The sequence below is a fragment of the Nocardiopsis sinuspersici genome (assembly GCF_001998325.1).
Taxonomy (GTDB): domain Bacteria; phylum Actinomycetota; class Actinomycetes; order Streptosporangiales; family Streptosporangiaceae; genus Nocardiopsis; species Nocardiopsis sinuspersici.
On record NZ_MCOK01000001.1, the window covers coordinates 5,787,678 to 5,810,388 of the forward strand.

Genomic DNA, 22,711 nt, shown 5'->3' on the forward strand with positions numbered 1-22,711 from the left:
ACCGTGCTTCATGGACATGGGACGTCCGATTCCCCGCCCCGGTTCGGGAATCGCTTCGCCGATCCCCATCTTCGCGCGCTCGGCCGCGCTTGCCCAGAGGGATGTCCGGAGACGGCCGCCGCGCGCGGGCACACCGGCGCACCGGGCACGCGCACACCCGGCATACCGGGTACGGAAGGAGCGGGGCGCACCCTTAGTCTTGTGCCATGACCCGCGCCAAGCTCGACAAGAAGCCCCAGGACGTCGCGGCGATGTTCGACGGCATCGCAGAGAACTACGACCTCGTCAACGACGTCATCTCACTGGGCCAGGACCGCCTGTGGAGGAAGGCCGCCGTCAACGCGGTCGACGCCTACAGCGGCGAACTGGTCCTGGACCTGGCGGCGGGGACCGGCACCTCCTCGGAGTCCTTCGTGAGGAAGGGCGCCCGCGTGGTGGCCTGCGACTTCTCCCTCGGCATGCTGCGCACCGGCGTGCGGCGGCGCGGCGGCGCCTCCAGGGGCGGCGTGACCTTCGTGGCGGGCGACGCCCTGCACCTGCCCTTCGCCGACGAGACCTTCGACGCGGTCACGATCTCCTTCGGCCTGCGCAACGTCAGCGACGTCGACCAGGCGCTGCGCGAGCTGCGGCGGGTCACCAGGGTCGGCGGCCGGCTGGTCATCTGCGAGTTCAGCCACATCCCCGTCGAGTCCGTGGACAAGCTCTACGCCACGTACCTGATGGGCGCCCTGCCCAGGATCGCGGGCGCCGTCTCCGGCCGGGCCGAGTCCTACGACTACCTGTCGGAGTCGATCATGGCCTGGCCCACCCAGCCCGTCCTGGCGCGGCACCTGCAGGACGCGGGCTGGTCGCGGGTGGCCTGGCGCAACCTGTCGGCGGGGATCGTCGCCCTGCACCGCGGCTTCCGGGAGAAGTAGCGGCCGCCGCACCGCCCACACCGTCCGCGCGTACCACGCGGCCCATAAGGAACCTGTAACCCGGGGAGCACTCAGCCTCCCCGGGTTCTTTTGTGTTGCCTGTGAGGCGCCCGGGGTGCCGAAAACCGAGCTGAGCTGGGTCTTTGGCGGGAGTGGCGTCTTTAGGGGGCTTGTGAAGCCGTCTGTAGAGCTATGTCCTGTTTGGGGGGAGGCCGTCTGTATACCCCCCTGGGACTCGCCTCGGGGTCCGGGAGGGTCTAGACTTCGGAAAAGAGGCTTGTGAAGTGCTTCACAAGTCCACGAGGTTTTGGACACAGCACTCTATGTCGGACATAACGGGCGCCCCGGAGCGCCCATAACTCCCCCCGTGCGCGGGCCCGACCCGCAAGCAGGCCCGCCACGGTGCACCCGCGCGAGCAGTCGAGGACCCATCCGTGAGCGAGACAGCCACCTCCTCTCCCAGAGACCGGAAACGGATCGAATACGACGCCGACGTCATCGTCGTCGGCGCCGGTCCGTCCGGCTCCACCACCGCCTACTACCTCGCCCAGGCCGGACTGGACGTCCTGCTCCTGGAGAAGACCTCCTTCCCACGGGAGAAGGTCTGCGGGGACGGATTGACGCCGCGGGCGGTGAAACAGCTCACAGCCATGGGGATCACCTTCGAGGACGAGGGGTGGATCAGGAACCACGGCCTGCGCATCGTCGGTGCCGGTGCCCGCCTCGAACTCCCCTGGCCCGACCTGGCCTCCTATCCCGGCTTCGGCCTCGTGCGCACCCGCTACGACTTCGACCAGATCCTGGTCGACCGGGCGGTCTCCGCGGGGGCCAAGCTCCTGGAGCGCACCACCGTGACCGGCCCCCTCATGGACGAGCGCAGCAACCGCATCGCCGGGGTCCAGGCGAGGAACTCCGACCGCGAGCCCGTCGCCTTCCGTGCGCCCCTGGTCGTGGCCGCCGACGGCAACTCCTCCCGGCTGTCCGTGGCCATGGGCGTCCGCAAGCGCGACGACCGCCCCATGGGCGTGGCCGTGCGCACCTACTTCGAGAGCCCCCGCCACCAGGACGACTACCTGGAGTCCTGGCTGGAGCTGTGGGACCGCAGCGGTGACAAGGACGTCCTCCTGCCCGGCTACGGCTGGGTCTTCGGCGTCGGCGACGGCACCAGCAACGTCGGGCTCGGCATCCTCAACTCCACCGCCTCCTTCAAGGACGTGGACTACCGCAAGCTCCTGCGCCGCTGGACCGACTCCATGCCGGAGGAGTGGGGCTTCACCGAGGACAACCAGCGGGGCTCCATCCGCGGCGCGGCCCTGCCCATGGGCTTCAACCGGGTGCCGCACTACTCCCGCGGCCTCATGCTCGTCGGCGACGCGGGCGGCATGGTCAACCCCTTCAACGGCGAGGGCATCGCCTACGCCATGGAGGCCGGCAACATCGCCGCCGACGTGATCGTGCAGGCGCACGGCAGGCCCACCCAGCAGACCCGCGAGCGGGCCCTGCTGCGCTACCCCGACGTGCTCGCCGACACCTACGGCGGCTACTACACGCTCGGCCGCTACTTCGTGAAGGTCCTCGGCCAGCCCGAGTTCATGAAGTACGCGACCAGGTACGGCCTGCGCCAGCGCACCCTCATGAAGTTCGCGCTGAAGATGCTGGCCAACCTCACCGAGCCCACGCAGGGCGACGCCATGGACCGGGTCATCAACGGCCTGTCCCGCATCGCCCCCGCGGCCTAGGCGGCCGGCCGGGGCGGAGCCCCACGAGGACACAGCCGGGCGGCCCGCGCCCGGAGCAACGGACAAGACATACGGGACGAGCCAGAGAAGAGCCCGCACAAGTGAAAGCAATCACAAGCGCTCCGGGCACGCCGCGCGGGCGTGCCGACCAGCCAGGAGGAGGGTGACCGTGGAGCTGTACGCACCGATATTCGTGCTCGGCGGGATCGGCGCCGCGTTCGTCGTGGTGTCGATGGTCGCCGGGGCGCTCCTGGGACCCAAGCGCTACAACCGCGCCAAGATGCAGGCCTACGAGTGCGGCATCGAACCCACGCCCCAGCCCGCGGGCGGCGGGCGCTTCACCGTCAAGTACTACATGACGGCGATGATGTTCATCATCTTCGACATCGAGATCATCTTCCTCATCCCCTGGGCCGTGCACTTCGAGGCCCTGGGCTGGTTCGGCCTGGTCGCGATCGTCCTCTTCCTGGTGAACGTCTCCATCGCCTACGCCTACGAGTGGCGTCGCGGAGGCCTCGAATGGGACTGACCGGTGTTTTCTCCGGGCCCTCGCTTCGCTTTGGCCCACCCGTCGCCCGCCGACGCCCGAACAGGGCACCGACCCCGCAGCCCAGCCCGGAGGAGGTCCTCAGCTGATGGGACTCGAAGAGAAACTGCCCAACGGCATCGTGCTCACGACCGTCGAGCAGGTCGTGGGACTGGCCCGCAAGAGCTCCATGTGGCCCGCCACGTTCGGTCTGGCCTGCTGCGCCATCGAGATGATGTCCGTCGGCGGCCCGCACTACGACCTGGCCCGGTTCGGCATGGAGAAGTTCGGCGCCACCCCGCGCCAGGCCGACCTGATGATCGTCGCCGGACGCGTCAGCCAGAAGATGGCCCCCGTCCTGCGCCAGATCTACGACCAGATGCCCGAACCCAAGTGGGTCATCGCCATGGGCGTGTGCGCCTCCAGCGGCGGCATGTTCAACAACTACGCGATCATCCAGGGCGTGGACCACATCGTTCCGGTCGACATGTACCTGCCCGGCTGCCCGCCGCGGCCGGAGATGCTCCTGGACGCCGTGCTCAAGCTGCACGACAAGGTGCAGAACACCAAGCTCGGCGCCCACCGGGAGCAGGAGATCACCGAGAACGAGGAGCGCATGCTCCGCCGTTCGCTGCCGCTGGTGAGCAAGGACTGACATGAGCACCGACAACGAACGCGAACGCGACGAGGAAGCCGCCAACCTCCCCGAGAAGCAGGGACGCGAGCGGCTGAACGCTCCGGTCCGGCGCACCGGGATGTTCGGCGCCACCACCACCGGGGACACCTCCGGGTACGGCGGGCTGCGGGTCCGGGGGAGCGCTCCCGCGCGGAGCCGGCGCCCCTTCACCGACCCCGACGACCCGCGCACCGCGGACTTCGACCGGGTCGCCGACGCCCTGGAGGCCGCCCTGGGCGAGGGCGAGGAGGGTTCCGCGCCGAAGGCGTCCGTCGAGAGGGTCGAGGTCGCCCTCGGCGAGCTCACCTTCCACGTGCGCCGCGAGGCGCTCCTGGAGGTGGCGCGCGTGCTGCGCGACGACCCGTCGCTGCGCTACGAGCTGTGCACCGGGGTGGCGGGCGTGCACTTCCCCGACGACACCGGCCGGGAGCTGCACGCGGTCTACCACTTCCGCTCCCTCACCCACAACAGCGAGATCCGCGTCGCCACCACCTGCCCCGACGCCGACCCGCACGTGCCCTCGATCGTGTCGGTCTACCCGACCAACGACTGGCACGAGCGCGAGGCCTGGGACTTCTTCGGGATCGTCTTCGACGGGCACCCCGCGCTGACCCGCATCCAGATGCCCGACGACTGGCACGGCCACCCCCAGCGCAAGGACTACCCGCTGGGCGGCATCCCGGTCGAGTACCGGGGCGCCACCGTGCCCCCGCCGGACGAGCGGAGGTCCTACAAGTGAGGCGCCAGATCCCCACCCCAACGCACTCCGTCACGAAGGGAGGCAAGGCATGACCGTCACCGAGGACTACATCGACGCCTCCGGCGGGGACTGGGACGACGTCATCGAGAAGGCGCAGGCCACCAGCGCCGAGCGCCTCGTCGTCAACATGGGGCCCCAGCACCCGTCCACGCACGGCGTGCTCCGGCTGATCCTCACCCTGGACGGCGAGACCTGCACCGAGGCGCGCGTCGGTATCGGCTACCTGCACACCGGTATCGAGAAGAACCTGGAGTACCGCACCTGGACCCAGGGCACCACGTTCGTCACCCGCATGGACTACCTGACGCCGCTGTTCAACGAGACGGCGTACTGCCTGGCGGTCGAGAAGCTGCTCGGCATCACCGACCGCGTCCCCGAACGGGCCAGCGTCATCCGCGTGATGATGATGGAGCTCAACCGGATGGCCTCGCACTTCGTGGCGATGGCCACCTTCGGCATGGAGCTGGGCGCGACCACGGTCATGACCAACGGCTTCCGTGAGCGCGAGATGATCCTGGACATCTTCGAGCTGGTCACCGGCCTGAGGATGAACCACGCCTACATCCGCCCCGGCGGAGTGTCGCAGGACCTGCCGCCCGGCACGGTCGGAAAGATCCGAGAGCTGCTCAAGGAGATGCCCAAGCGCATCCGCGTCATGCGCAAGCTCCTGGACGAGAACCCCGTCTACCTCGCCCGCACCAGGGACGTTGCCCACCTCGGCCTGCCCGGCTGCATGGCGCTCGGCATCACCGGGCCGCTGCTGCGCGCCTCCGGCCTGTCCTGGGACCTGCGCAAGGCCAAGCCCTACTGCGGATACGAGGACTACGAGTTCGACGTCCCCGTCTCCGACGGCGGCGACGTCTACGCCCGCTACCGGGTGCGCATGGCCGAGATGGAGGAGAGCCTCAAGATCGTCGAGCAGTGCCTGGACAAGCTCCGGCCCGGCCCGGTGATGATCAAGGACGCCAAGATCGGCTGGCCCGCCAAGCTGGCACTGGGTCCCGACGGCCTGGGCAACTCGCCCGACCACATCGCGCACATCATGAGCGGCTCCATGGAGGCGCTCATCCACCACTTCAAGCTGGTCACCGAGGGCTTCCGGGTCCCCGCGGGCCAGGCCTACGCGGCCGTGGAGAGCGCCAAGGGCGAGCTCGGCTGCTACGCGGTCAGCGACGGGGGCACCCGTCCGCACCGCGTGCACTTCCGCGACCCCTCGTTCACCCACCTGCAGGCCGTCGCGGCCATGTGCGAGGGCGGCACGGTGGCGGACGTCATCGCGGCCGTGGCCAGTATCGACCCGGTGATGGGAGGCGTGGACCGGTGAACGAGCACGAGAACACCGAGGCCACCGAGGCGGCCGAGCCGCGCGAGGCGTTTGCGGCCGAGGTCACGGCCCGGCTGGAACCGGACGCCAAGGAGATCATCGGCCGCTATCCCCGGCCGCGGTCCGCGCTGCTGCCGCTGCTGCACCTGGTGCAGGCCGAGGAGGGGCACGTCAGCAAGGCCGGCATGCGCTTTTGCGCCGACCAGCTCGACCTCACCCTCGCCGAGGTCAACGCGGTCGCCACGTTCTACACCATGTACCGCCGCCGTCCGGGCGGCGACTACCAGGTGGGCGTGTGCACCAACACCCTGTGCGCGGTGATGGGCGGCGACGAGATCTTCCAGAGCCTCAAGGACCACCTGGAGGTGGGCAACAGCGAGACCACCGGGGACGGGAAGGTCACGCTGGAGCACGTCGAGTGCAACGCGGCCTGCGACTTCGCGCCCGTCGTGATGGTCAACTGGGAGTTCTTCGACAACCAGACCCCCGAGACCGCCAGGAAGCTGGTGGACGACCTGAGCCTGGGCAACGACGTCGCGCCCACGCGCGGCCCCGCCGGCCTGTGCACCTGGAAGCAGGCCTCGCGGGTGCTGGCCGGGTTCGACGACGGCCGCGCGGGCGAGGGCGTCCAGGCCGCCGCGCCCTCCCTGGCCGGGCTCAGGCTGGCCAGGGAGCGCGGATGGTCGGCTCCCGACCCGAACAACCTCCCTCCCAAGCCTTCCGACCAGGGTGAGGAGGACGCCACATGACCACCCTGACCCCGATCCTCTCGGAGAACTGGGACCGCCCGGACTCCTTCACCCTGGAGGGCTACCAGGCCACCGGCGGCTACGGCGCCCTGCGCACGGCCCTGGGCATGGAGCCCGACGCCATCGTGGACCTGGTCAAGAAGTCCGGCCTGCGCGGCCGGGGCGGCGCCGGGTTCCCCACGGGGATGAAGTGGGGCTTCCTGCCCGCGGACAACCCCAACCCGCGCTACCTCGTCGTCAACGCCGACGAGTCCGAGCCGGGCACCTGCAAGGACATCCCGCTCATGCTCGCCAACCCGCACGTGCTGGTGGAGGGCGTGGCGATCGCGGCGTACGCGATCAGGTCCAGCCAGGCCTTCATCTACGTGCGCGGCGAGGTCCTCCACGTCATCCGCCGCCTGCGCCAGGCCGTCGCCGACGCCTACGAGGCGGGGCTGCTGGGCAAGGACGTCCTCGGCAGCGGCTTCGACCTCGACGTCGTCGTCCACGCCGGGGCGGGCGCCTACATCTGCGGTGAGGAGACCGCCCTGCTGGACTCCCTGGAGGGCTACCGGGGCCAGCCCCGGCTCAAGCCGCCCTTCCCCGCCGTGGCCGGGCTCTACGCCTCGCCCACCGTGGTGAACAACGTCGAGTCCATCGCCAGCGTGCCGAGCATCGTCGCCAACGGCACCGAGTGGTTCACGTCCATGGGCACCGAGAAGTCCGCCGGGTTCGGCTTCTTCTCCCTGTCCGGGCACGTCGCCAACCCGGGACAGTACGAGGCGCCGCTCGGCATCACCCTGCGCGAACTGCTCGACATGGCGGGCGGAATCCGCCCCGGGCACCAGCTCAAGTTCTGGACCCCCGGCGGCTCCTCCACGCCGATCTTCACCGAGGAGCACCTGGACACCCCGCTCGACTTCGAGTCGGTGGGCGCCGCCGGGTCCATGCTCGGCACCCGCGCGCTCCAGATCTTCGACGAGACCACCTGCGTGGTACGCGCCGTCGGCCGCTGGATCGCCTTCTACGCCCATGAGTCCTGCGGCAAGTGCACGCCCTGCCGCGAGGGCAACTTCTGGATGGTCCAGGTCCTGGACCGGCTGGAGAGGGGCGAGGGCACCGAGGCCGACCTCGACAAGCTCCTGGACATCTGCGACAACCTGCTCGGCCGTGCCTTCTGCGCCCTCGGCGACGGCGCGACCAGCCCGGTCATGTCCTCGATCAAGTACTTCCGCCAGGAGTACATCGACCACGTCGAGAGGGGCGCGTGCCCCTTCGACCACACCAAGGCCACCCTGTGGGGCGACCAGCCGACCTCGACGGGAGGACACCAGTGACAGTCACCTCCAACTCCTCCGGTGGATCGGCGCCGGCGCCGCCCCCGGAGGACCTCGTCACCGTCACCATCGACGGTTTCCAGATCCAGGTGCCGAAGGGGACCCTGCTGATCCGGGCCGCCGAACTCCTCGGCATCCAGATCCCCAGGTTCTGCGACCACCCGCTCCTGGACCCGGTCGGGGCCTGCCGCCAGTGCCTGGTCGAGATCCCCGACATGGGCAACGGGCGCGGCATGCCCAAGCCGCAGGCCTCCTGCACCATCACCGTGATGGAGGGGATGGTGGTCAAGACCCACCTGACCTCCCCGGTGGCGGAGAAGGCCCAGCGCGGGATCATGGAGTTCCTGCTCATCAACCACCCGCTGGACTGCCCGGTCTGCGACAAGGGCGGCGAGTGCCCCCTGCAGAACCAGGCCATGTCCACCGGGCAGGGCGAGACCCGCTTCGTCGACGTCAAGCGGACCTTCCCCAAACCGATCGCGCTGTCCTCGCAGGTGCTGCTGGACCGGGAGCGCTGCGTCCAGTGCGCCCGCTGCACCCGCTTCGCGGCCCAGATCGCGGGCGACCCGCTCATCGAACTGATGGACCGAGGCGCCCAGGAGCAGGTCGGCATCGCCGAGGGCGAGCCCTTCCAGTCCTACTTCTCCGGCAACACCGTGCAGATCTGCCCGGTCGGCGCGCTCACCGGCTCCGCCTACCGGTTCCGGTCGCGCCCCTTCGACCTGGTGTCCACGCCCAGCGTGTGCGAGCACTGCGCCGACGGGTGCGCCCAGCGCACCGACCACCGGCGCGGCAAGGTCATGCGCCGCCTGGCCGGGGACGACCCCCAGGTCAACGAGGAGTGGAACTGCGACAAGGGGCGGTGGGCGTTCAGCTACGCCACCCAGTCCGACCGCCTGTCCCGTCCGCTGGTGCGCGACGAGGAGTCCCGGGCCCTGGAGTTCGCCTCCTGGCCCGAGGCCGTCAGCATGGCCGCCCAGGGCCTGTCCGCCGCGCGCGGCCGGGTCGGCGTCCTGGTCGGCGGGCGCCTGACCTACGAGGACGCCTACGCCTACGCCAAGTTCGCCCGCGTGGCCCTGCGCACCAACGACGTGGACGCCCGTGCCCGCGCGCACTCCGAGGAGGAGGCCGCCTTCCTGGCCGCCCACGTCGCCGGGACACCGGTCGGCGTGGACTTCACCGCGCTGGAGAAGGCGCCCTCGGTGCTCCTGGCCGGATTCGAGCCCGAGGACGAGTCGCCCCTGGTCTTCCTGCGGCTGCGCAAGGGCGTGCGCAAGCGCGGGCTCAAGGTCTACTCGGTCGCCTCGCACGCCAGCCTGGGCCTGACCAAGACCAAGGGCACGCTGGTCAGGACGGTCCCCGGTGACGAGGGCCGCGTCCTCAACGCCCTGGACACGGACGACCCGGAGGTCGTGTCGGCCCTGAACGAGGAGGGCTCGGTCATCATGGTGGGCGAGCGCCTGGCCGCCGTGCCCGGCGCCCTGACCGCCGCCGCGGCCCTGGCCGCGCGGACCGGCGCCCGCCTGGTGTGGGTGCCGCGCCGCGCGGGCGAGCGCGGGGCCGTCGACGCCGGGGCGCTGCCGGGCCTGCTGCCCGGGGGCCGTCCGGTCACCGACCCCTCCGCCCGCGCGGAGGTCGCCCGTGCCTGGAACGTGGGCTCCCTGCCCGAGGCCCCCGGACGCGACACCGCCGCCATCATCGAGGCCGCCGCGTCCGGACAGCTCGACGCCCTGCTCGTCGCCGGGGTCGAACTGGACGACCTGCCCGACCCCGACGCCGCGCGTGAGGCCCTGGCCCGGGTGCCGTTCGTCGTCAGCCTCGAACTGCGCGCCAGCGACGTCACCGACCGCGCCGACGTGGTGCTGCCGGTGGCCTCCGTGGCGGAGAAGTCCGGCACCTTCGTCAACTGGGAGGGCCGCCACCGGCCCTTCGGCGACGCGCTCAGGGTGCCCGGCGCACTGTCCGACCTGCGGGTGCTCTCCGCGATCGCCGACCAGATGGACGTGCACCTGGGACTGCCGGACGCCGCGTCCGCCTACGGCGAGCTGATGGAACTGGGCCTGTGGGCCGGCCAGCGCACCGCCGCGCCCCGGACACGCCCCGTGGAGGCCTCCGGGCCCGAACCCGGCCAGGCGGTCCTCTCCACCTGGCGCCAGCTGCTCGGCACCGGCCGCATGGAGGACGGCGAGCCCTACCTCGCCGGAACCGCCCGCAAGGCCCGCGCCTACCTGTCCAAGGCCACGGCCGACGAGGTCGGCGTCACCGACGGCGGCACGCTCCACGTCACCGGCGCACGCGGGTCGGTGTCCGTGCCCGTGGTCGTCACCGACATCGCCGACAGGGTCGTCTGGCTCCCGGCCAACGCCGACGGCTGCGACGTACCCCGCGACCTGGGCGGCGGCGCGGGCCAGACCGTCCTGCTGGCCGCGTCCACCACCACATCCGGGAGGCAGCAGTGACCCCCGCCGCTCTCGATCCGCGCGTGGCCCACCTGGCCTCCGAGGAGACACTGAGCGCCTTCGGCGGCGATCCCTGGTGGATCACCACCATCAAGGCGCTGGGGATCTTCGTCTTCCTCATGGTCTGCGTGCTGATGATGATCATGGCCGACCGCAAGGTCATGGGCCGGATGCAGCAGCGCCACGGGCCGAACCGGATGGGCCCCTTCGGCCTGCTCCAGTCCCTGTTCGACGGCATCAAGCTCTCCCTCAAGGAGGACCTGATCCCGCGCGGGGTGGACCGGTTCGTCTACATCGCCGCACCGATGATCGCGGCCGTGCCCGCTTTCATCGCGTTCTCGGTCATCCCGATCGGGCCCGAGGTGAGCATGTTCGGGGTCATCACCCCGCTCCAGCTCACCGACCTGCCCGTCGCGGCCCTGGTGGTCCTGGCCACCGCCGCGCTGGGGGTCTACGGGTTCGTGCTCGGCGGCTGGGCCTCCCAGTCGCCCTACGCCCTGCTCGGCGGCCTGCGCGCCTCCGCGCAGGTGATCAGCTACGAGATCGCGATGGGCCTGTCCTTCGTCGCGGTCTTCATCATGTCGGGCACCCTCACCACGTCGGGGATCGTCGAGGCCCAGCGCGGACTGTGGTTCGCCGTGCTGCTCCTGCCGTCCTTCCTCGTCTACCTGGTGACGATGGTCGGCGAGACCAACCGGCTGCCCTTCGACCTGGCCGAGGGCGAGGGCGAGATCGTCGGCGGCTTCATGACCGAGTACGGGTCCATGAAGTTCACGATGTTCTTCCTCGCCGAGTACGTGAACATGTGCACGGTCGCGGCCGTGTCCGTCACGCTCTTCCTCGGCGGCTGGCTCGCCCCGCCCGGGATCACCGCGTTCCTCCCCGGGGCCAACGAGGGATGGTGGCCCGCCCTGTGGTGGCTGCTCAAGTTCGTCGGCGTGATGTTCCTGTTCATCTGGGCGCGCGGCAGCCTGCCCCGGGTGCGCTACGACCAGCTGATGAAGCTCGGCTGGAAGGTGCTCATCCCGATCCAGCTGGTGTGGATCACCGCCGTCGCCGTCGTGCGGATGCTCGTCCTGGAGGACGCTTCGCCGGTGGTCGTCGGCCTCGTGGTCGCCGCGTTCACCGCCGCCACGGTGGCCGCCTTCGCCGCCTGGCTGCGCCACGCGCGCCGCGAGCGCGCGGAGGAGGCGATCCAGCGGGCCGAGAGCGCCCGCCGCGCGCGCGAGGATCCCGCCTTCGGCGGGTTCCCGGTGCCACCGAGCACCGCCCCGCACTACGGCAGCAGCGTGCTCGCCGAACCGCCGCGGACGGCTCCGGCCGCCGCTGCCGACCGCAACAAGAAGGGTGAGGAGGTTACCGGTGCTTGAGTGGCTCAACCCCGTCAAGGGTTTCGGTGTCACCTTCCACGCGATGTTCACGAAGGTGCCGACCGTCGAGTACCCGGAGGTCAAGCGCCCCACGGCGCCGCGCTTCCACGGACGGCACCAGCTGAACAGGTGGGCCGACGGCCTGGAGAAGTGCATCGGGTGCGAGTTGTGCGCCTGGGCCTGTCCGGCCGACGCCATCTACGTGGAGGCCGGTGACAACACCGACGACGACAGGTACTCGCCCGGTGAACGCTACGGCCGGGTGTACCAGATCAACTACCTGCGCTGCATCCTGTGCGGGCTGTGCGTGGAGGCCTGCCCCACGCGCGCCCTCACGATGACCAACGAGTACGAGCTGGCCGACGACAGCAGGCAGAGCCTGATCTGGACCAAGGAGCAGCTGCTCGCCCCGCTCAAGGAGGGGATGGAGCCGCCGCCGCACCCGATGCGCCTGGGCGACAGCGACCAGGACTACTACGCCACCGGGCGCGGCCAGCACGGCTCGCAGGACGGGCAGCAGCCGCCGGAGAGCACGGAGGCGGTCCGTTGAACCCGCTCACCAGTGTTTCCCCGGGCGCGCCGCTCGACGGGTCCCTGCACCTGGCCGCCCCGATCGGCGGCGGTGAGGCGGCCACGTTCTGGATCCTGGGATCGGTGGTCCTCCTCGGCGCCCTGGGCGTGGTCTTCTCGCGCAAGCCCGTGCACTCGGCCATGTCCATGGCGCTGACCATGGTCGGCCTGGCCGTCTTCTACGGCATCAACGCCGCGCCGTTCCTGATGGTCGTGCAGATCGTGGTCTACACCGGCGCCGTCCTCATGCTGTTCCTGTTCGTGCTGATGCTCGTCGGCGTCAGCACGGCCGACTCCCTGGTGGAGACGATCAGCGGGCAGCGGATCATGACGGCCGTCGTGGCCCTGTGCTTCGTCGGCGCCCTGGCCACCGGCATCACCCGCATCGCCGTGGGCGATCCGGTGGGCCTGACCGAGGGCGCCGCGGCGGCGGGCGGCACCATCCCGTGGATCGCGGGCGAGCTGCTCCTGCGCTACGTGGTCGCCTTCGAGGCCACCGGCGCGCTGCTCATCACCGCCGTCCTGGGCGCCATGGTGCTGGCGCACACCGCCCGCACCAAGAAGCGCCGCACGCAGCGGGAGATCGCCGAGGAGCGTATCCGCGGCGACCACCCGACCCCGCTGCCCGGACCCGGCACCTACGCCCGGCACAACGCGATCGACATGCCCGCGCTGCTGCCGGACGGCACGGTCGCCAAGCTGTCCCTCAACCCGGTGCTCACCGCGCGCGACCCCGAGTACCAGTCGCGGGTGCCCTCCGACGTGCGGGCCGAGCAGGCGCCGCTGTTCGGCGGGGCGTCCGACTCCGCCGAGGCCAAGGTCGTCGGGCCGGCGGCGGGCGACCGTGCCCGGCCCAGCGCGGAGGACCCCGGGGACTCCGGGAAGCCGGGTGGTGCGGACGGCACACCGGGCGCGAACGGCGGTGGCACGGGCGGCCCCGGTGGCAAGGGCGGCCCGGACACCCCCGGCGCCTCCGGAGGCCGGGACGGGACGGCGGAGACGGACGAGACGGACGGCTCCGACAGCAACGGCAACGGGCAGGAGGTCGAGTCCTCGTGGACCCGATGAACTACATCGTCCTCGCGGCGCTGCTGTTCACCATCGGCGCCGTCGGCGTGCTTCTCCGGCGCAACGCGATCATCGTCTTCATGTGCGTGGAGCTCATGCTCAACGCCTGCAACCTGGCGTTCGTCGCGTTCGCCCGGATGCACGGGGACATCGAGGGGCAGGTCATCGCCTTCTTCGTGATGGTCGTCGCCGCCGCCGAGGTGGTCGTGGGCCTCGCGATCATCATGCAGATCTTCCGAACCCGCAGGTCCGCGTCGCTCGATGACGCGAACCTGCTCAAGTACTAGAAGGCGACGTGGCTGTGACATCTCACGCGTACCTCGCCGCCGACCCCGCGGTGGCGACCGCGGCCGACAGCGCGGTGCTGTCGGGCGCGTGGCTGCTCATCGCCCTGCCACTCGCGGGCGCGGCGATCCTGCTGCTCGGCGGCAGGCACACCGACAAGTGGGGGCACTGGCTGGCCACGGCCCTGCCGGTCGCCTCCTTCGCCTGGGCCCTCCTCGTCCTGTTCGACCTGCTCGGCAGGGCCCCCGACGCGCGCGGCGTCTCCGTCCCCGTCTACCAGTGGTTCTCCGTCGGCGGCTTCGAGGCCGGGGTGGACCTGCTGGTGGACCCGCTCTCGATCAGCTTCGTCCTGCTGATCACCTTCGTGGGCTCGCTGATCCACGTCTACTCGGTCGGCTACATGGCCGAGGACCCCGGCAGGCGGCGCTTCTTCGCCTACCTGAACCTGTTCGTGGCGGCCATGCTCGTGCTGGTGCTCGCGGACAACTTCGTGCTGCTCTTCCTCGGCTGGGAGGGTGTGGGCCTGGCGTCCTACCTGCTCATCGGGTTCTGGCAGTACAAGCCCTCCGCGGCCGTGGCGGCCAAGAAGGCGTTCCTCATCAACCGTGTCGGCGACATGGGCCTGCTCATCGCGATCATGATCATGTTCTCGGCACTGGGCGCGGTCAGCTTCAGCGACGTGTTCGCCGCCGTCCCCGGCGCGAGTGACGGCGTGCTGCTGGCGATCGGGCTGCTGCTGCTCCTGGGCGCCTGCGGCAAGTCCGCGCAGCTGCCGCTGCAGGCGTGGCTGCTCGACGCCATGGAGGGCCCGACCCCGGTGTCCGCGCTCATCCACGCGGCCACCATGGTCACCGCCGGCGTGTACCTCATCGTGCGCGCCGGACCCGTCTTCGAGGGCGCCCCGGTGGCCCAGACCGCGGTCACCGTCGTGGGCGCCGCCACCATGCTGGCGGGCGGGATCATCGCCTCGGCCAAGGACGACATCAAGAAGTCCCTGGCCGGGTCCACGATGAGCCAGATCGGCATGATGGTGCTGGCCGCAGGGCTGGGCCCGGTCGGCTACGTGGCCGCCATCGCCCACCTGGTCACCCACGGCTTCTTCAAGGCCGGGCTGTTCCTCGGCGCCGGATCGGTCATGCACGCCATGAACGACGGCGTGAACATGCGCAGGTACGGCGGGCTGGCCCGGGTCATGCCGGTCACCTTCGCCACCTTCGGCCTCGGCTACCTGGCCATCATCGGCTTCCCGCTGCTGTCGGGCTGGTGGACCAAGGAGAGCATCATCTCCGCGGCCTTCGGCGTGGGCGGCACCGAGGGCATGGTGCTCGGGACGGCCGTCATCGCCGGCGCGGGGCTCACCGCCTTCTACATGTCGCGGATGGTCTTCATGACCTTCCTCGGAGGGAAGCGGTGGGACGAGGGCGTGCACCCGCACGAGTCGCCGGTCAGCATGACCGCCCCCATGGTGGTGCTGGCGATCGGCTCGGTCGCGCTCGGCGCCTTCCTGACGCTCGGCGACCGGTTCGCGGGCTTCCTCGCCCCGGCCACCGGCGCCCACCCGCACCACTTCGACGTGGCGCACGCGTTCACCTCGCCCTACGGCCTGGCCGCCCTGGGCGTCATGGTGGTCGGAGTGGCGGCGGCCTGGGCGGTGTACCTGCGCAAGCCGGTGGCCACCACCGCCCCCAAGGGCAACCTGGTCACCGTCGCCGCCAGCCGCGAGCTGTACGGCAACGAGATCAACGAGGGCCTGCTCATGCGGCCCGGCCAGGCGCTCACCGGTGCGCTGCTCCTCATCGAGGACAAGGTCATCGACGGGGCGGTCAACGGACTCGGCGCGGGCGTGCTCGACTCCTCGAAGGGGTTGGGCCGGGCCCAGACCGGGTTCGCCCGCACGTACGCGCTCACCATGCTCTTCGGCGCCGTCGTCGTCGCCGCGACGCTGGCTGTGAGGTTGTGACAATGATCCCCTGGCTCACTATCGCGATCGCGCTCCCCGCGGTCGGCGCGGCCCTGGTTTGGGCACTACCGCGCACGGCGGCGAAGGCCTCCCCGGCCCGAGCCGCCCGTACGGCCGAGGCCGGAGGGGCCGCCGAGGCCCCGGCGGGCGGTGGCGGCGTGGCCACCGCCGTCCGCCCCGCCACCACGGCCGCGGGCGGAGGATCGGCCGAGACCGCCAAGCGGATCACGCTGGGCTTCTCGATCGCCACCCTGCTCGTGGTCGCGGCCATGGCGCTGCGGTTCGACACCTCCCGGGCCGCGAGCCTGCAGTTCGAGGAGGTCCACCCCTGGATCCAGCGCTTCGGCGTCCACTACGCCGTGGGCGTGGACGGCATCGCCCTGGTGCTGATCCTGATGTCGGCCGTCCTGGTGCCGCTGGTCGTCCTGGCCGCCTGGAACGAGCACGACGACCGCTTCGACGGCGGGCGCGGGTACTTCGCGCTCATCCTGGTCCTGGAAGCGATGATGATCGGCGTCTTCGCCGCCACCGACGTCTTCCTGTTCTACGTGTTCTTCGAGGCCATGCTCATCCCGGTCTACTTCATGATCGGGCGCTACGGGCGCGGCGACGGGCGGTCCGCGGCCGCGGTCAAGTTCCTGCTGTACAGCCTGGCCGGCGGCCTGGTCATGCTGGTCTCGGTGATCGGCGTGTACGTCATCGGCGGCAGCTTCCTGTGGACCGACCTGGTCGGTGAGGGCAGCGCCCTCGCCGCGGTGGACCCGGCCACGGCGCGCTGGCTGTTCCTCGGCTTCTTCATCGCCTTCGCGATCAAGGCGCCGATGTGGCCCGTGCACACCTGGCTGCCCTCGGCGGCGGGCGCCTCGCGCCCGGGCACCGCCGTGCTGCTCGTGGGCGTGCTCGACAAGGTCGGCACCTACGGCATGATGCGCTACTGCCTGGAGCTGTTCCCGGCGGCGGTGTCGTGGTTCGTGTGGCCTGTGGTGGGACTGAGCCTGGTGAGCATCATCTACGGAGCGATCCTCGCCATCGGGCAGAACGACATGATGCGCCTGGTGGCGTACACCTCGGTGTCCCACTTCGGCTTCATCACCCTGGGCATCTTCGCCCTGACCGCGCAGGGGCAGGCCGGAGCCGCCCTGTACATGGTCAACCACGGGTTCGCGACCGGGGCGCTGTTCCTGATCGTGGGCTTCCTCGTCGCCCGGCGCGGCTCCTCGCTCATCAGCGACTACGGCGGTGTGCAAAGGGTCGCGCCCAAGCTCGCCGGGGTGTTCCTCGTGACGGGTCTGGCCGGCCTGGCGCTGCCGGGCCTGGCGCCGTTCGTCAGCGAGTTCCTGGTGTTCGTCGGGGTCTACGCCTTCCACCCGGCTCCGGCGGTCGTCGCCGCGGTGGGCGTGGTGCTGGCCGCGCTCTACATCCTGTGGATGTACCAGCGCACCATGAACGGACCCACCAAGGAGGGGCTGACCGGTCTGCGCGACCTGTCCGCGCGGGAGACGTGGGCCGTCGCCCCGCTGCTCGCGCTCATCCTCGTACTCGGCCTGTACCCGCAGCCGGTGCTGGACGTGATCAACCCCGCGGTCGAACGCACCGTCGGTATCGGCTCCGGGACGGCGGACGCGGCCGCGGACGGCGGCAGTGAGGGCGCCTCGGGCACCCAGGAAGAGGAAGGAGACGCGGAGTGATCCCCCACATGGACCTTCCCGTCATCACCGAGACGCCGCCGAACATCGACTGGTGGCTGCTCGCGCCGCTGGCCACGGTGTTCGCCGCCGGTGTTCTCGGCGTGCTGTTCGAGGCGTTCGTTCCGAAGGGGCGGCGCCGCGGGATCCAGATCGGGCTCGCGGTGCTCGCGCTGCTGGCGGCGTTCGTGCTGCTGGTGCTTCAGGTGGGCTCGCTGCCCGCCGACGAGTCGGGTGTGACGGTCGCCGCCGGTGTGCTGGCGGTGGACCGGACGGTGATCTTCTTCCAGGGCACCATCACCGTGCTGGCGCTGGTGAGCCTGCTGCTGATCTCCGAGCGCAGGGACGGGCGCGACGCCTTCGCCGCGCAGGCGGCGACGGTGCCCGGGAGCGAGGAGGAGCGCGCGCACATCATGGCGGGCTCCCAGCACACCGAGGTGTACCCGCTGGTGCTGTTCGCGGTGCTGGGCATGCTGATGTTCCCGGCCTCGAACGACTTCCTGACGATGTTCATCGCGCTGGAGGTGATGAGCCTCCCGCTGTACCTGCTGTGCGGGCTGGCCCGGCGCCGCCGCCTGTTCTCGCAGGAGGCCGCGGTCAAGTACTTCCTGCTGGGCGCGTTCTCCTCGGCGTTCTTCCTGTTCGGCGCCGCCATGGTCTACGGCTACGCCGGGTCGGTGAACTTCGGTGAGATCCGCCTGGCCGTCGAGGCGGGCGGCGCGGAGATCTTCCGGGGCGGCGACGGCGAGCCGCTGCTGCTGATGGGCATCGGGCTGGTGGCGATCGGCCTGCTGTTCAAGGTGGGCGCCGTGCCCTTCCACAACTGGAAGCCGGACGTGTACCAGGGCGCGCCGACCCCGATCACGGCGCTGATGGCCTCCTGCACGCTGGTCGCCGCGTTCGGCGCGCTGCTGCGGGTGTTCTTCGTGCCCTTCGGCGGCTCGGCGGAGAGCTGGCAGCCGATGCTGTGGGTGGTGGCCGTCCTGACGATGGTCGTCGCCGCGGTCATCGCGGTCACCCAGCGCGACGTCAAGCGGCTGCTGGCCTACTCGTCGGTGGTGCACGCCGGGTTCGTCCTGACCGCGGTCGTGGCGGGCAGCACCGACGGGCTCGCGGGCGCCATGTTCTACCTGGCGGCGTACGGGTTCACCACGCTGGGCGCGTTCGCCGTGGTGACGCTGGTGCGGACCAGGGACGGCGGGCAGGAGCTCGGCGACCTGGACCGGTGGGCGGGGCTGGGCCGCCGCTCCCCGGCGCTGGCCGGCGCGCTGGCGCTGTTCCTGCTGGCCTTCGCCGGTATCCCGCTGACCAGCGGGTTCATCGGCAAGTTCGCGGTGTTCGAGGCGGCCGTGGCGGCCGGTGCCACCCCGCTGGTGGTGGTGGGTGTCCTGAGTAGTGCGGTGACCGCGTTCTTCTACGTGCGGATCATCGTGGTGATGTTCTTCCGGGATCCGGAGGGCGAGGGCCCCACGGTGGTGCGCGCGGGCGCGGCCACGGGCGGGGTCATCGTGATCGGGGTGGCGGCGACGCTGCTGCTCGGCCTGTACCCGGGACCGGTGCTGGACCACCTGCTGCCGTCCTCGGAGGCCGGTTCCGAGCCGGTCGCGGTGATGGTGGACCAGGCGTCCACGGAAACAGGCGCGAAATGACCGGTTATCCGGTCTGACCTGCGCTTGGGCACTGGACGGTCCCGTATCCGGGTGTGGCTTTGGCTGTTCATTCCGGGTCGGATACCGTGGCAAGTCGGATCATGTTCATGTGCCGAGCACACGGTGGCCCCCTTACCGGGGGTCACCGCCGTGCCCGTTCAACAGGTGGAGCTTTACGGTGAGCGGTGCTGTCCCGAGCGGGTTTCTCGCTCTGCCGAGAGTCGATGCTGCCCTCGCCCGTGAGGTCGAGGACAACCTGGAGAAGGTCGAGAACCTGCTGAGGGAGTCGGTCGCGTCGAGCGACCCCCTGCTGACCGAGGCCGCCTCCCACCTGCTGGCGGCCGGGGGCAAGCGCTTCCGCGCGACCCTGGTGCTGCTGGCCGCCCACTTCGGCGACCCGACCGTGCCCGACCTCATCCCGGCCGCGGCCGTGGTGGAGCTCACGCACGTGGCCACGCTCTACCACGACGACGTCATGGACGAGGCCGACCTGCGGCGGGGCGAGCCGAGCGCCAACCAGCGCTGGGGCAACAGCATCGCCATCCTGACCGGCGACTACGTCTTCGCCCGCGCCTCGGAGATGCTCGCCGACCTGGGCACCGAGGCGGTCCGGCTGCAGGCGGTCACGTTCGCGCGACTGGTGCAGGGACAGATCCTGGAGACCTCGGGCCCGCCCGAGGGCGCCGACCCGCTGGACCACTACCTGAGGGTGATCAGCGACAAGACGGCGTCGCTGATCGCGTCGTCGGCTGAGTTCGGCGGGATGTTCGGCAAGGTCGACCCGGAGACGGTCGGGACGGTCACGCGGGCGTGCGACGCCCTGGGCATGGCCTTCCAACTGGCCGACGACATCCTGGACGTGGCGAGCGAGAGCACGGACTCGGGCAAGACCCCGGGCACCGACCTGCGCGAGGGCGTGCTCACCCTGCCGATGTTCTACGCGCTGCGCTCGCGGGACGAGGCCGACGCGCGGCTCAAGTCGCTGCTGGGCCGCCCGCTGGACGACGACGAGGCCGAGGAGGCCCTGGCCCTGCTGCGGGTGCACCCGGCGATGGCCGAGGCCGAGGCCACCCTGCGGGGTTGGGCCGACAAGGCGCGTGCCGAGCTGGCGACCCTGCCCGAGGTTCCCGCGAGGGAGGCCTTCGAGTCGCTGTGCGACTACGTGGTCGAGCGCTCCGGCTGACCCGGGCGGTCCCGGCCCCTGGCCCCGTTCCGGCCTGCGAAACCCTGTGAGGCCCCCGCCGCACCGTGTTCGGTGCGGCGGGGGCCTCTTCGCGGTCACGGGCCGCGGCCGGTACACGACGACGGCGCCGCCCCACAGGGACGGCGCCGTCGTCGTGGTCGGGGCTAGCTCACGACGGGCAGGGCCTGGGAGCCGGGCAGCTCCATGAAGGTCGGGTGCTGGGTCATGCCCTCGGGGGTCTCGCTCGGGGCGGTGCCCCCCTCGACGGACACCAGGTCGCTGGTGTCCACGTCGTTCAGCAGGTCCGTGCCCCGGCCGAGCTCGTTCACCAGGTCCTCGGCGGTCTGGGTGTCGACGCCCTCGGTGACCTCGGGCAGACCGCCGCCGGCGAGCTGCGGCAGGGTGGCGTCGGCCGTGTCGTCGACGAGGGGCAGGCCGGTGCCGGAGATGCGGGGCAGCCCGGAGTCGGCCAGGGGGCCGTCCACGTTGACGGTCTTCAGCTCGGCGGCCGGGACGTCGCCGGACAGGACGGCGCCGGTCAGGTCCCCGAGACCGGGCGCGCTCGGCGAGGACTGCGGGACGGTGGCGGAGTCGGGCAGGCCGAGGAGGCCGGTCGGCGAGGGCAGGCCGGCGGTGTCCGGCAGCTGGGCGACCTGGCCGATCCTGGGCAGGTCCACCGCCTCGCGCAGTCCGTAGACGGACTCCACGGTGTGGGGCAGCACCTCCCTGGCGGTCTCCTCGGCGCGCGAACCGGTGCGGGTGGCCGCGTCCTCCACGGCGACGCCCGCCTCCTGACCGCCCTGTTCGAGGGCCCTGCCGAGGTCGTGGCCGACCGTGTCGTGGGGGTCGCCGTCCAGTCCGGTGGCGTCCTGGGTCTTGGAGACGGTGTCGGCGAGGGCGGAGGTCGGGTTGGGCAGGTCGCCGAGCGGGGTGCGCAGGGCCTCGCCCTCGGGCAGCGGCGCGGACAGGTCGGGTGCGGGCTTCTCGGGGTTGTGCGCGGTCTCCTGGAGCTCCGACAGGGCGCTGTCCGCGACGGGGCCGACGCCCTCGGGGGCCAGGCTGTTCACGGTGGGGGCGACGCCCTCCACGAGCGCCCGCTCGACGAGGGGCGCGATCTCGTGGGCGGGGGAGGAGAGCGCCTCGGCGCCCGCCACCCCGGAGCCGAGGGCGACGAAGCCCGCCGCTCCCGCCGCGAGGAGGACGGTGCGGGCGGAGATGCGCTTGGAGTGGGTCATGGGTTTCCTTCCGAAAGGTGCGGTCCGGATCTGGATCAGTGGATACGGGACGGCCGTGCGCGTGGGGCGCGGTCGGCCGGAGCCGGGGCGGACCACCGGCTGACGTGGGTTCCGTGAACGTCGGCACGGGACCCACGTCAACTCCCAGAGGAAACGGCGCGGAAGGGGCCGTGGCTGGGAACGGGTCCGTGCGCGGGCGGGAGCCGCGCGGGGAGGACCCGTCCTAGTCGGGGGAGACGGTGGGGTCGTCGCTCGGGCCGCCCGGCACGGGGTGCAGGGCGTGGGCGGCGAGCGGCACGGCCCCGGCGGCGGGCGCGGTGGAGGGCGCGGCGGTGAGGTAGCCCGCGACGCCGGGCGCGGGGGCGGAGCCTCCGGTGGGTGCGGCCGAACCGGTGCTCAGCTGACCGGCGGGGGCGGCGGGCGCCGGGGCGCCGGAGTCGTGGTCCGTGGGGCCGCCCGAGGGGGCGGCGGAGTCCGCGGAGGGGAAGGCGCCGAAGACGACGCCGGGGGAGTGGCCGTGGAAGGTCTCGTGGGAGGTGCCGTGGTCCGTGGCGCCGCCCTCGGAGCGCTCGTGTCCGGCCGGGCGCCGGTCAGCGCCGGACGCGTCGCCGCGGTCCGCGGGTCCGGAGGGGCCGGTGGCCGCCCGTGCCACGGGGGCGAGGGCGTTCTCGACGGTGCCGTCCGTCCGGTCGAGTTCCCGGATCACCTGGCGGGCCCCCTCACCGACCTCGCCGACTCCCCAGGCGGTCCGGGGCAGGACGGCGGCGGTTCCGGCGGCGGTGCGCTCGGCGCCCTCCTCCAGGCGGTGGTGGACGCTTCCCAGGGTGGAGACGACCGGTTCGGCGACCTCGCCGGGGACCACCCCCTTCAGGGCCGCGGAGTCCCGCAGGCCGAGGGTGTCTCCGTCCGGAGCACCGTGGCCCTGCGGGGCCCCGCCGTCCGGGGCGCTGTCGTCCAGGACGCCGTCGCCCGGGGCCTCGCCGCTCAGGACGCCGTCTTCCGGTGAGCCGTCGGCCGGCGGCGATCCGGTACCGGCCGGATCGCCGCGGAGGGCGCCGACGCCTCCCGGACCGTCGCCGACGAGGCCCTCGTCAGCGGAGGCGGGGGCGGCGCCGAGCAGCCACAGGGCGGTGAGGACGGCGCCGACCACCAGCGGCAGGAGGAGCAGGGAGGGCGCCGGCGGGCACACGGCCGCGGCGGCGCGCATGGCGCCTGCCGTTCGGCTGGTGCGAGGCATGGA

The 22,711-nt window shown here is 71.5% G+C and carries 19 protein-coding genes; 17 read left to right on the forward strand and 2 right to left on the reverse strand.

From position 1 onward, the window contains the following. Window positions 1–206 precede the first annotated feature (206 nt). From NOSIN_RS25095 to NOSIN_RS25175, 17 genes are all read left to right on the forward strand, one after another. A complete protein-coding gene (locus NOSIN_RS25095; RefSeq protein WP_077693091.1) occupies window positions 207–917 on the forward strand; it encodes a demethylmenaquinone methyltransferase in 711 nt (236 codons plus the stop codon). A 434-nt stretch (window positions 918–1,351) separates the two neighbouring features. Beyond that, window positions 1,352–2,656: a geranylgeranyl reductase family protein gene (locus NOSIN_RS25100; RefSeq protein WP_077693092.1), complete on the forward strand. Its 1,305-nt coding sequence runs from the start codon at window positions 1,352–1,354 to the stop codon at window positions 2,654–2,656. Window positions 2,657–2,825: 169 nt separating this feature from the next. Then, entirely contained in the window at window positions 2,826–3,185 is a 360-nt protein-coding gene (locus NOSIN_RS25105; RefSeq protein WP_077693768.1) for an NADH-quinone oxidoreductase subunit A, read from the forward strand. Window positions 3,186–3,291: 106 nt separating this feature from the next. After that, entirely contained in the window at window positions 3,292–3,837 is a 546-nt protein-coding gene (locus tag NOSIN_RS25110) for a NuoB/complex I 20 kDa subunit family protein (protein ID WP_077693093.1), read from the forward strand. 1 nt (window position 3,838) lies between these two features. Then, entirely contained in the window at window positions 3,839–4,597 is a 759-nt protein-coding gene (locus tag NOSIN_RS25115; RefSeq protein ID WP_077693094.1) for an NADH-quinone oxidoreductase subunit C, read from the forward strand. 49 nt (window positions 4,598–4,646) lie between these two features. Next, window positions 4,647–5,942, forward strand: coding sequence for an NADH-quinone oxidoreductase subunit D (locus tag NOSIN_RS25120; protein ID WP_077693095.1), 1,296 nt, complete (start codon window positions 4,647–4,649; stop codon window positions 5,940–5,942). Further along, entirely contained in the window at window positions 5,939–6,691 is a 753-nt protein-coding gene (gene nuoE / locus NOSIN_RS25125) for an NADH-quinone oxidoreductase subunit NuoE (RefSeq protein WP_077693096.1), read from the forward strand. The genes NOSIN_RS25120 and nuoE overlap by 4 nt, the downstream gene beginning before the upstream one ends. Next, the gene (gene nuoF / locus NOSIN_RS25130; protein WP_077693097.1) at window positions 6,688–8,007 is read left to right on the forward strand and encodes an NADH-quinone oxidoreductase subunit NuoF; all 1,320 of its coding nucleotides are present in this window, start codon (window positions 6,688–6,690) and stop codon (window positions 8,005–8,007) included. The genes nuoE and nuoF overlap by 4 nt, the downstream gene beginning before the upstream one ends. Beyond that, window positions 8,004–10,466 (forward strand): NADH-quinone oxidoreductase subunit G, encoded by a 2,463-nt coding sequence (locus NOSIN_RS25135; protein ID WP_077693098.1) that lies wholly within the window; start codon window positions 8,004–8,006, stop codon window positions 10,464–10,466. Before nuoF ends, NOSIN_RS25135 begins: the two co-directional genes overlap by 4 nt. After that, on the forward strand, window positions 10,463–11,836 hold the full coding sequence (gene nuoH, locus NOSIN_RS25140) for an NADH-quinone oxidoreductase subunit NuoH (RefSeq protein WP_077693099.1): 1,374 nt from the start codon (window positions 10,463–10,465) through the stop codon (window positions 11,834–11,836). Before NOSIN_RS25135 ends, nuoH begins: the two co-directional genes overlap by 4 nt. Beyond that, window positions 11,829–12,386, forward strand: a complete 558-nt coding sequence (nuoI, locus tag NOSIN_RS25145; protein ID WP_077693100.1) for an NADH-quinone oxidoreductase subunit NuoI — start codon at window positions 11,829–11,831, stop codon at window positions 12,384–12,386. The genes nuoH and nuoI overlap by 8 nt, the downstream gene beginning before the upstream one ends. Continuing rightward, window positions 12,383–13,474 (forward strand): NADH-quinone oxidoreductase subunit J, encoded by a 1,092-nt coding sequence (locus NOSIN_RS25150; protein WP_077693101.1) that lies wholly within the window; start codon window positions 12,383–12,385, stop codon window positions 13,472–13,474. Before nuoI ends, NOSIN_RS25150 begins: the two co-directional genes overlap by 4 nt. Then, a complete protein-coding gene (gene nuoK / locus NOSIN_RS25155) occupies window positions 13,462–13,761 on the forward strand; it encodes an NADH-quinone oxidoreductase subunit NuoK (RefSeq protein ID WP_077693102.1) in 300 nt (99 codons plus the stop codon). The genes NOSIN_RS25150 and nuoK overlap by 13 nt, the downstream gene beginning before the upstream one ends. A 14-nt stretch (window positions 13,762–13,775) precedes the next feature. Further along, entirely contained in the window at window positions 13,776–15,719 is a 1,944-nt protein-coding gene (gene nuoL, locus NOSIN_RS25160; RefSeq protein WP_077693103.1) for an NADH-quinone oxidoreductase subunit L, read from the forward strand. A 2-nt stretch (window positions 15,720–15,721) separates the two neighbouring features. Further along, window positions 15,722–17,407 carry an NADH-quinone oxidoreductase subunit M gene (locus tag NOSIN_RS25165; protein WP_077693104.1) on the forward strand — a complete coding sequence of 562 codons (1,686 nt, stop codon included), beginning with the start codon at window positions 15,722–15,724 and terminating at the stop codon, window positions 17,405–17,407. A gap of 8 nt (window positions 17,408–17,415) precedes the next feature. After that, complete coding sequence (gene nuoN / locus NOSIN_RS25170) at window positions 17,416–19,053, forward strand: NADH-quinone oxidoreductase subunit NuoN (RefSeq protein ID WP_077693769.1); 1,638 nt, start codon at window positions 17,416–17,418, stop codon at window positions 19,051–19,053. A 178-nt stretch (window positions 19,054–19,231) separates the two neighbouring features. After that, window positions 19,232–20,236, forward strand: a complete 1,005-nt coding sequence (locus tag NOSIN_RS25175) for a polyprenyl synthetase family protein (protein ID WP_077693105.1) — start codon at window positions 19,232–19,234, stop codon at window positions 20,234–20,236. Between the two features lie 164 nt (window positions 20,237–20,400). Here the strand turns inward: NOSIN_RS25175 and NOSIN_RS25180 are convergent, their stop codons facing one another. Next, window positions 20,401–21,471 carry a hypothetical protein gene (locus tag NOSIN_RS25180; protein WP_077693106.1) on the reverse strand — a complete coding sequence of 357 codons (1,071 nt, stop codon included), beginning with the start codon at window positions 21,469–21,471 and terminating at the stop codon, window positions 20,401–20,403. Window positions 21,472–21,694: 223 nt separating this feature from the next. Beyond that, entirely contained in the window at window positions 21,695–22,708 is a 1,014-nt protein-coding gene (locus NOSIN_RS25185; protein WP_077693107.1) for a hypothetical protein, read from the reverse strand. Window positions 22,709–22,711 lie beyond the last annotated feature (3 nt).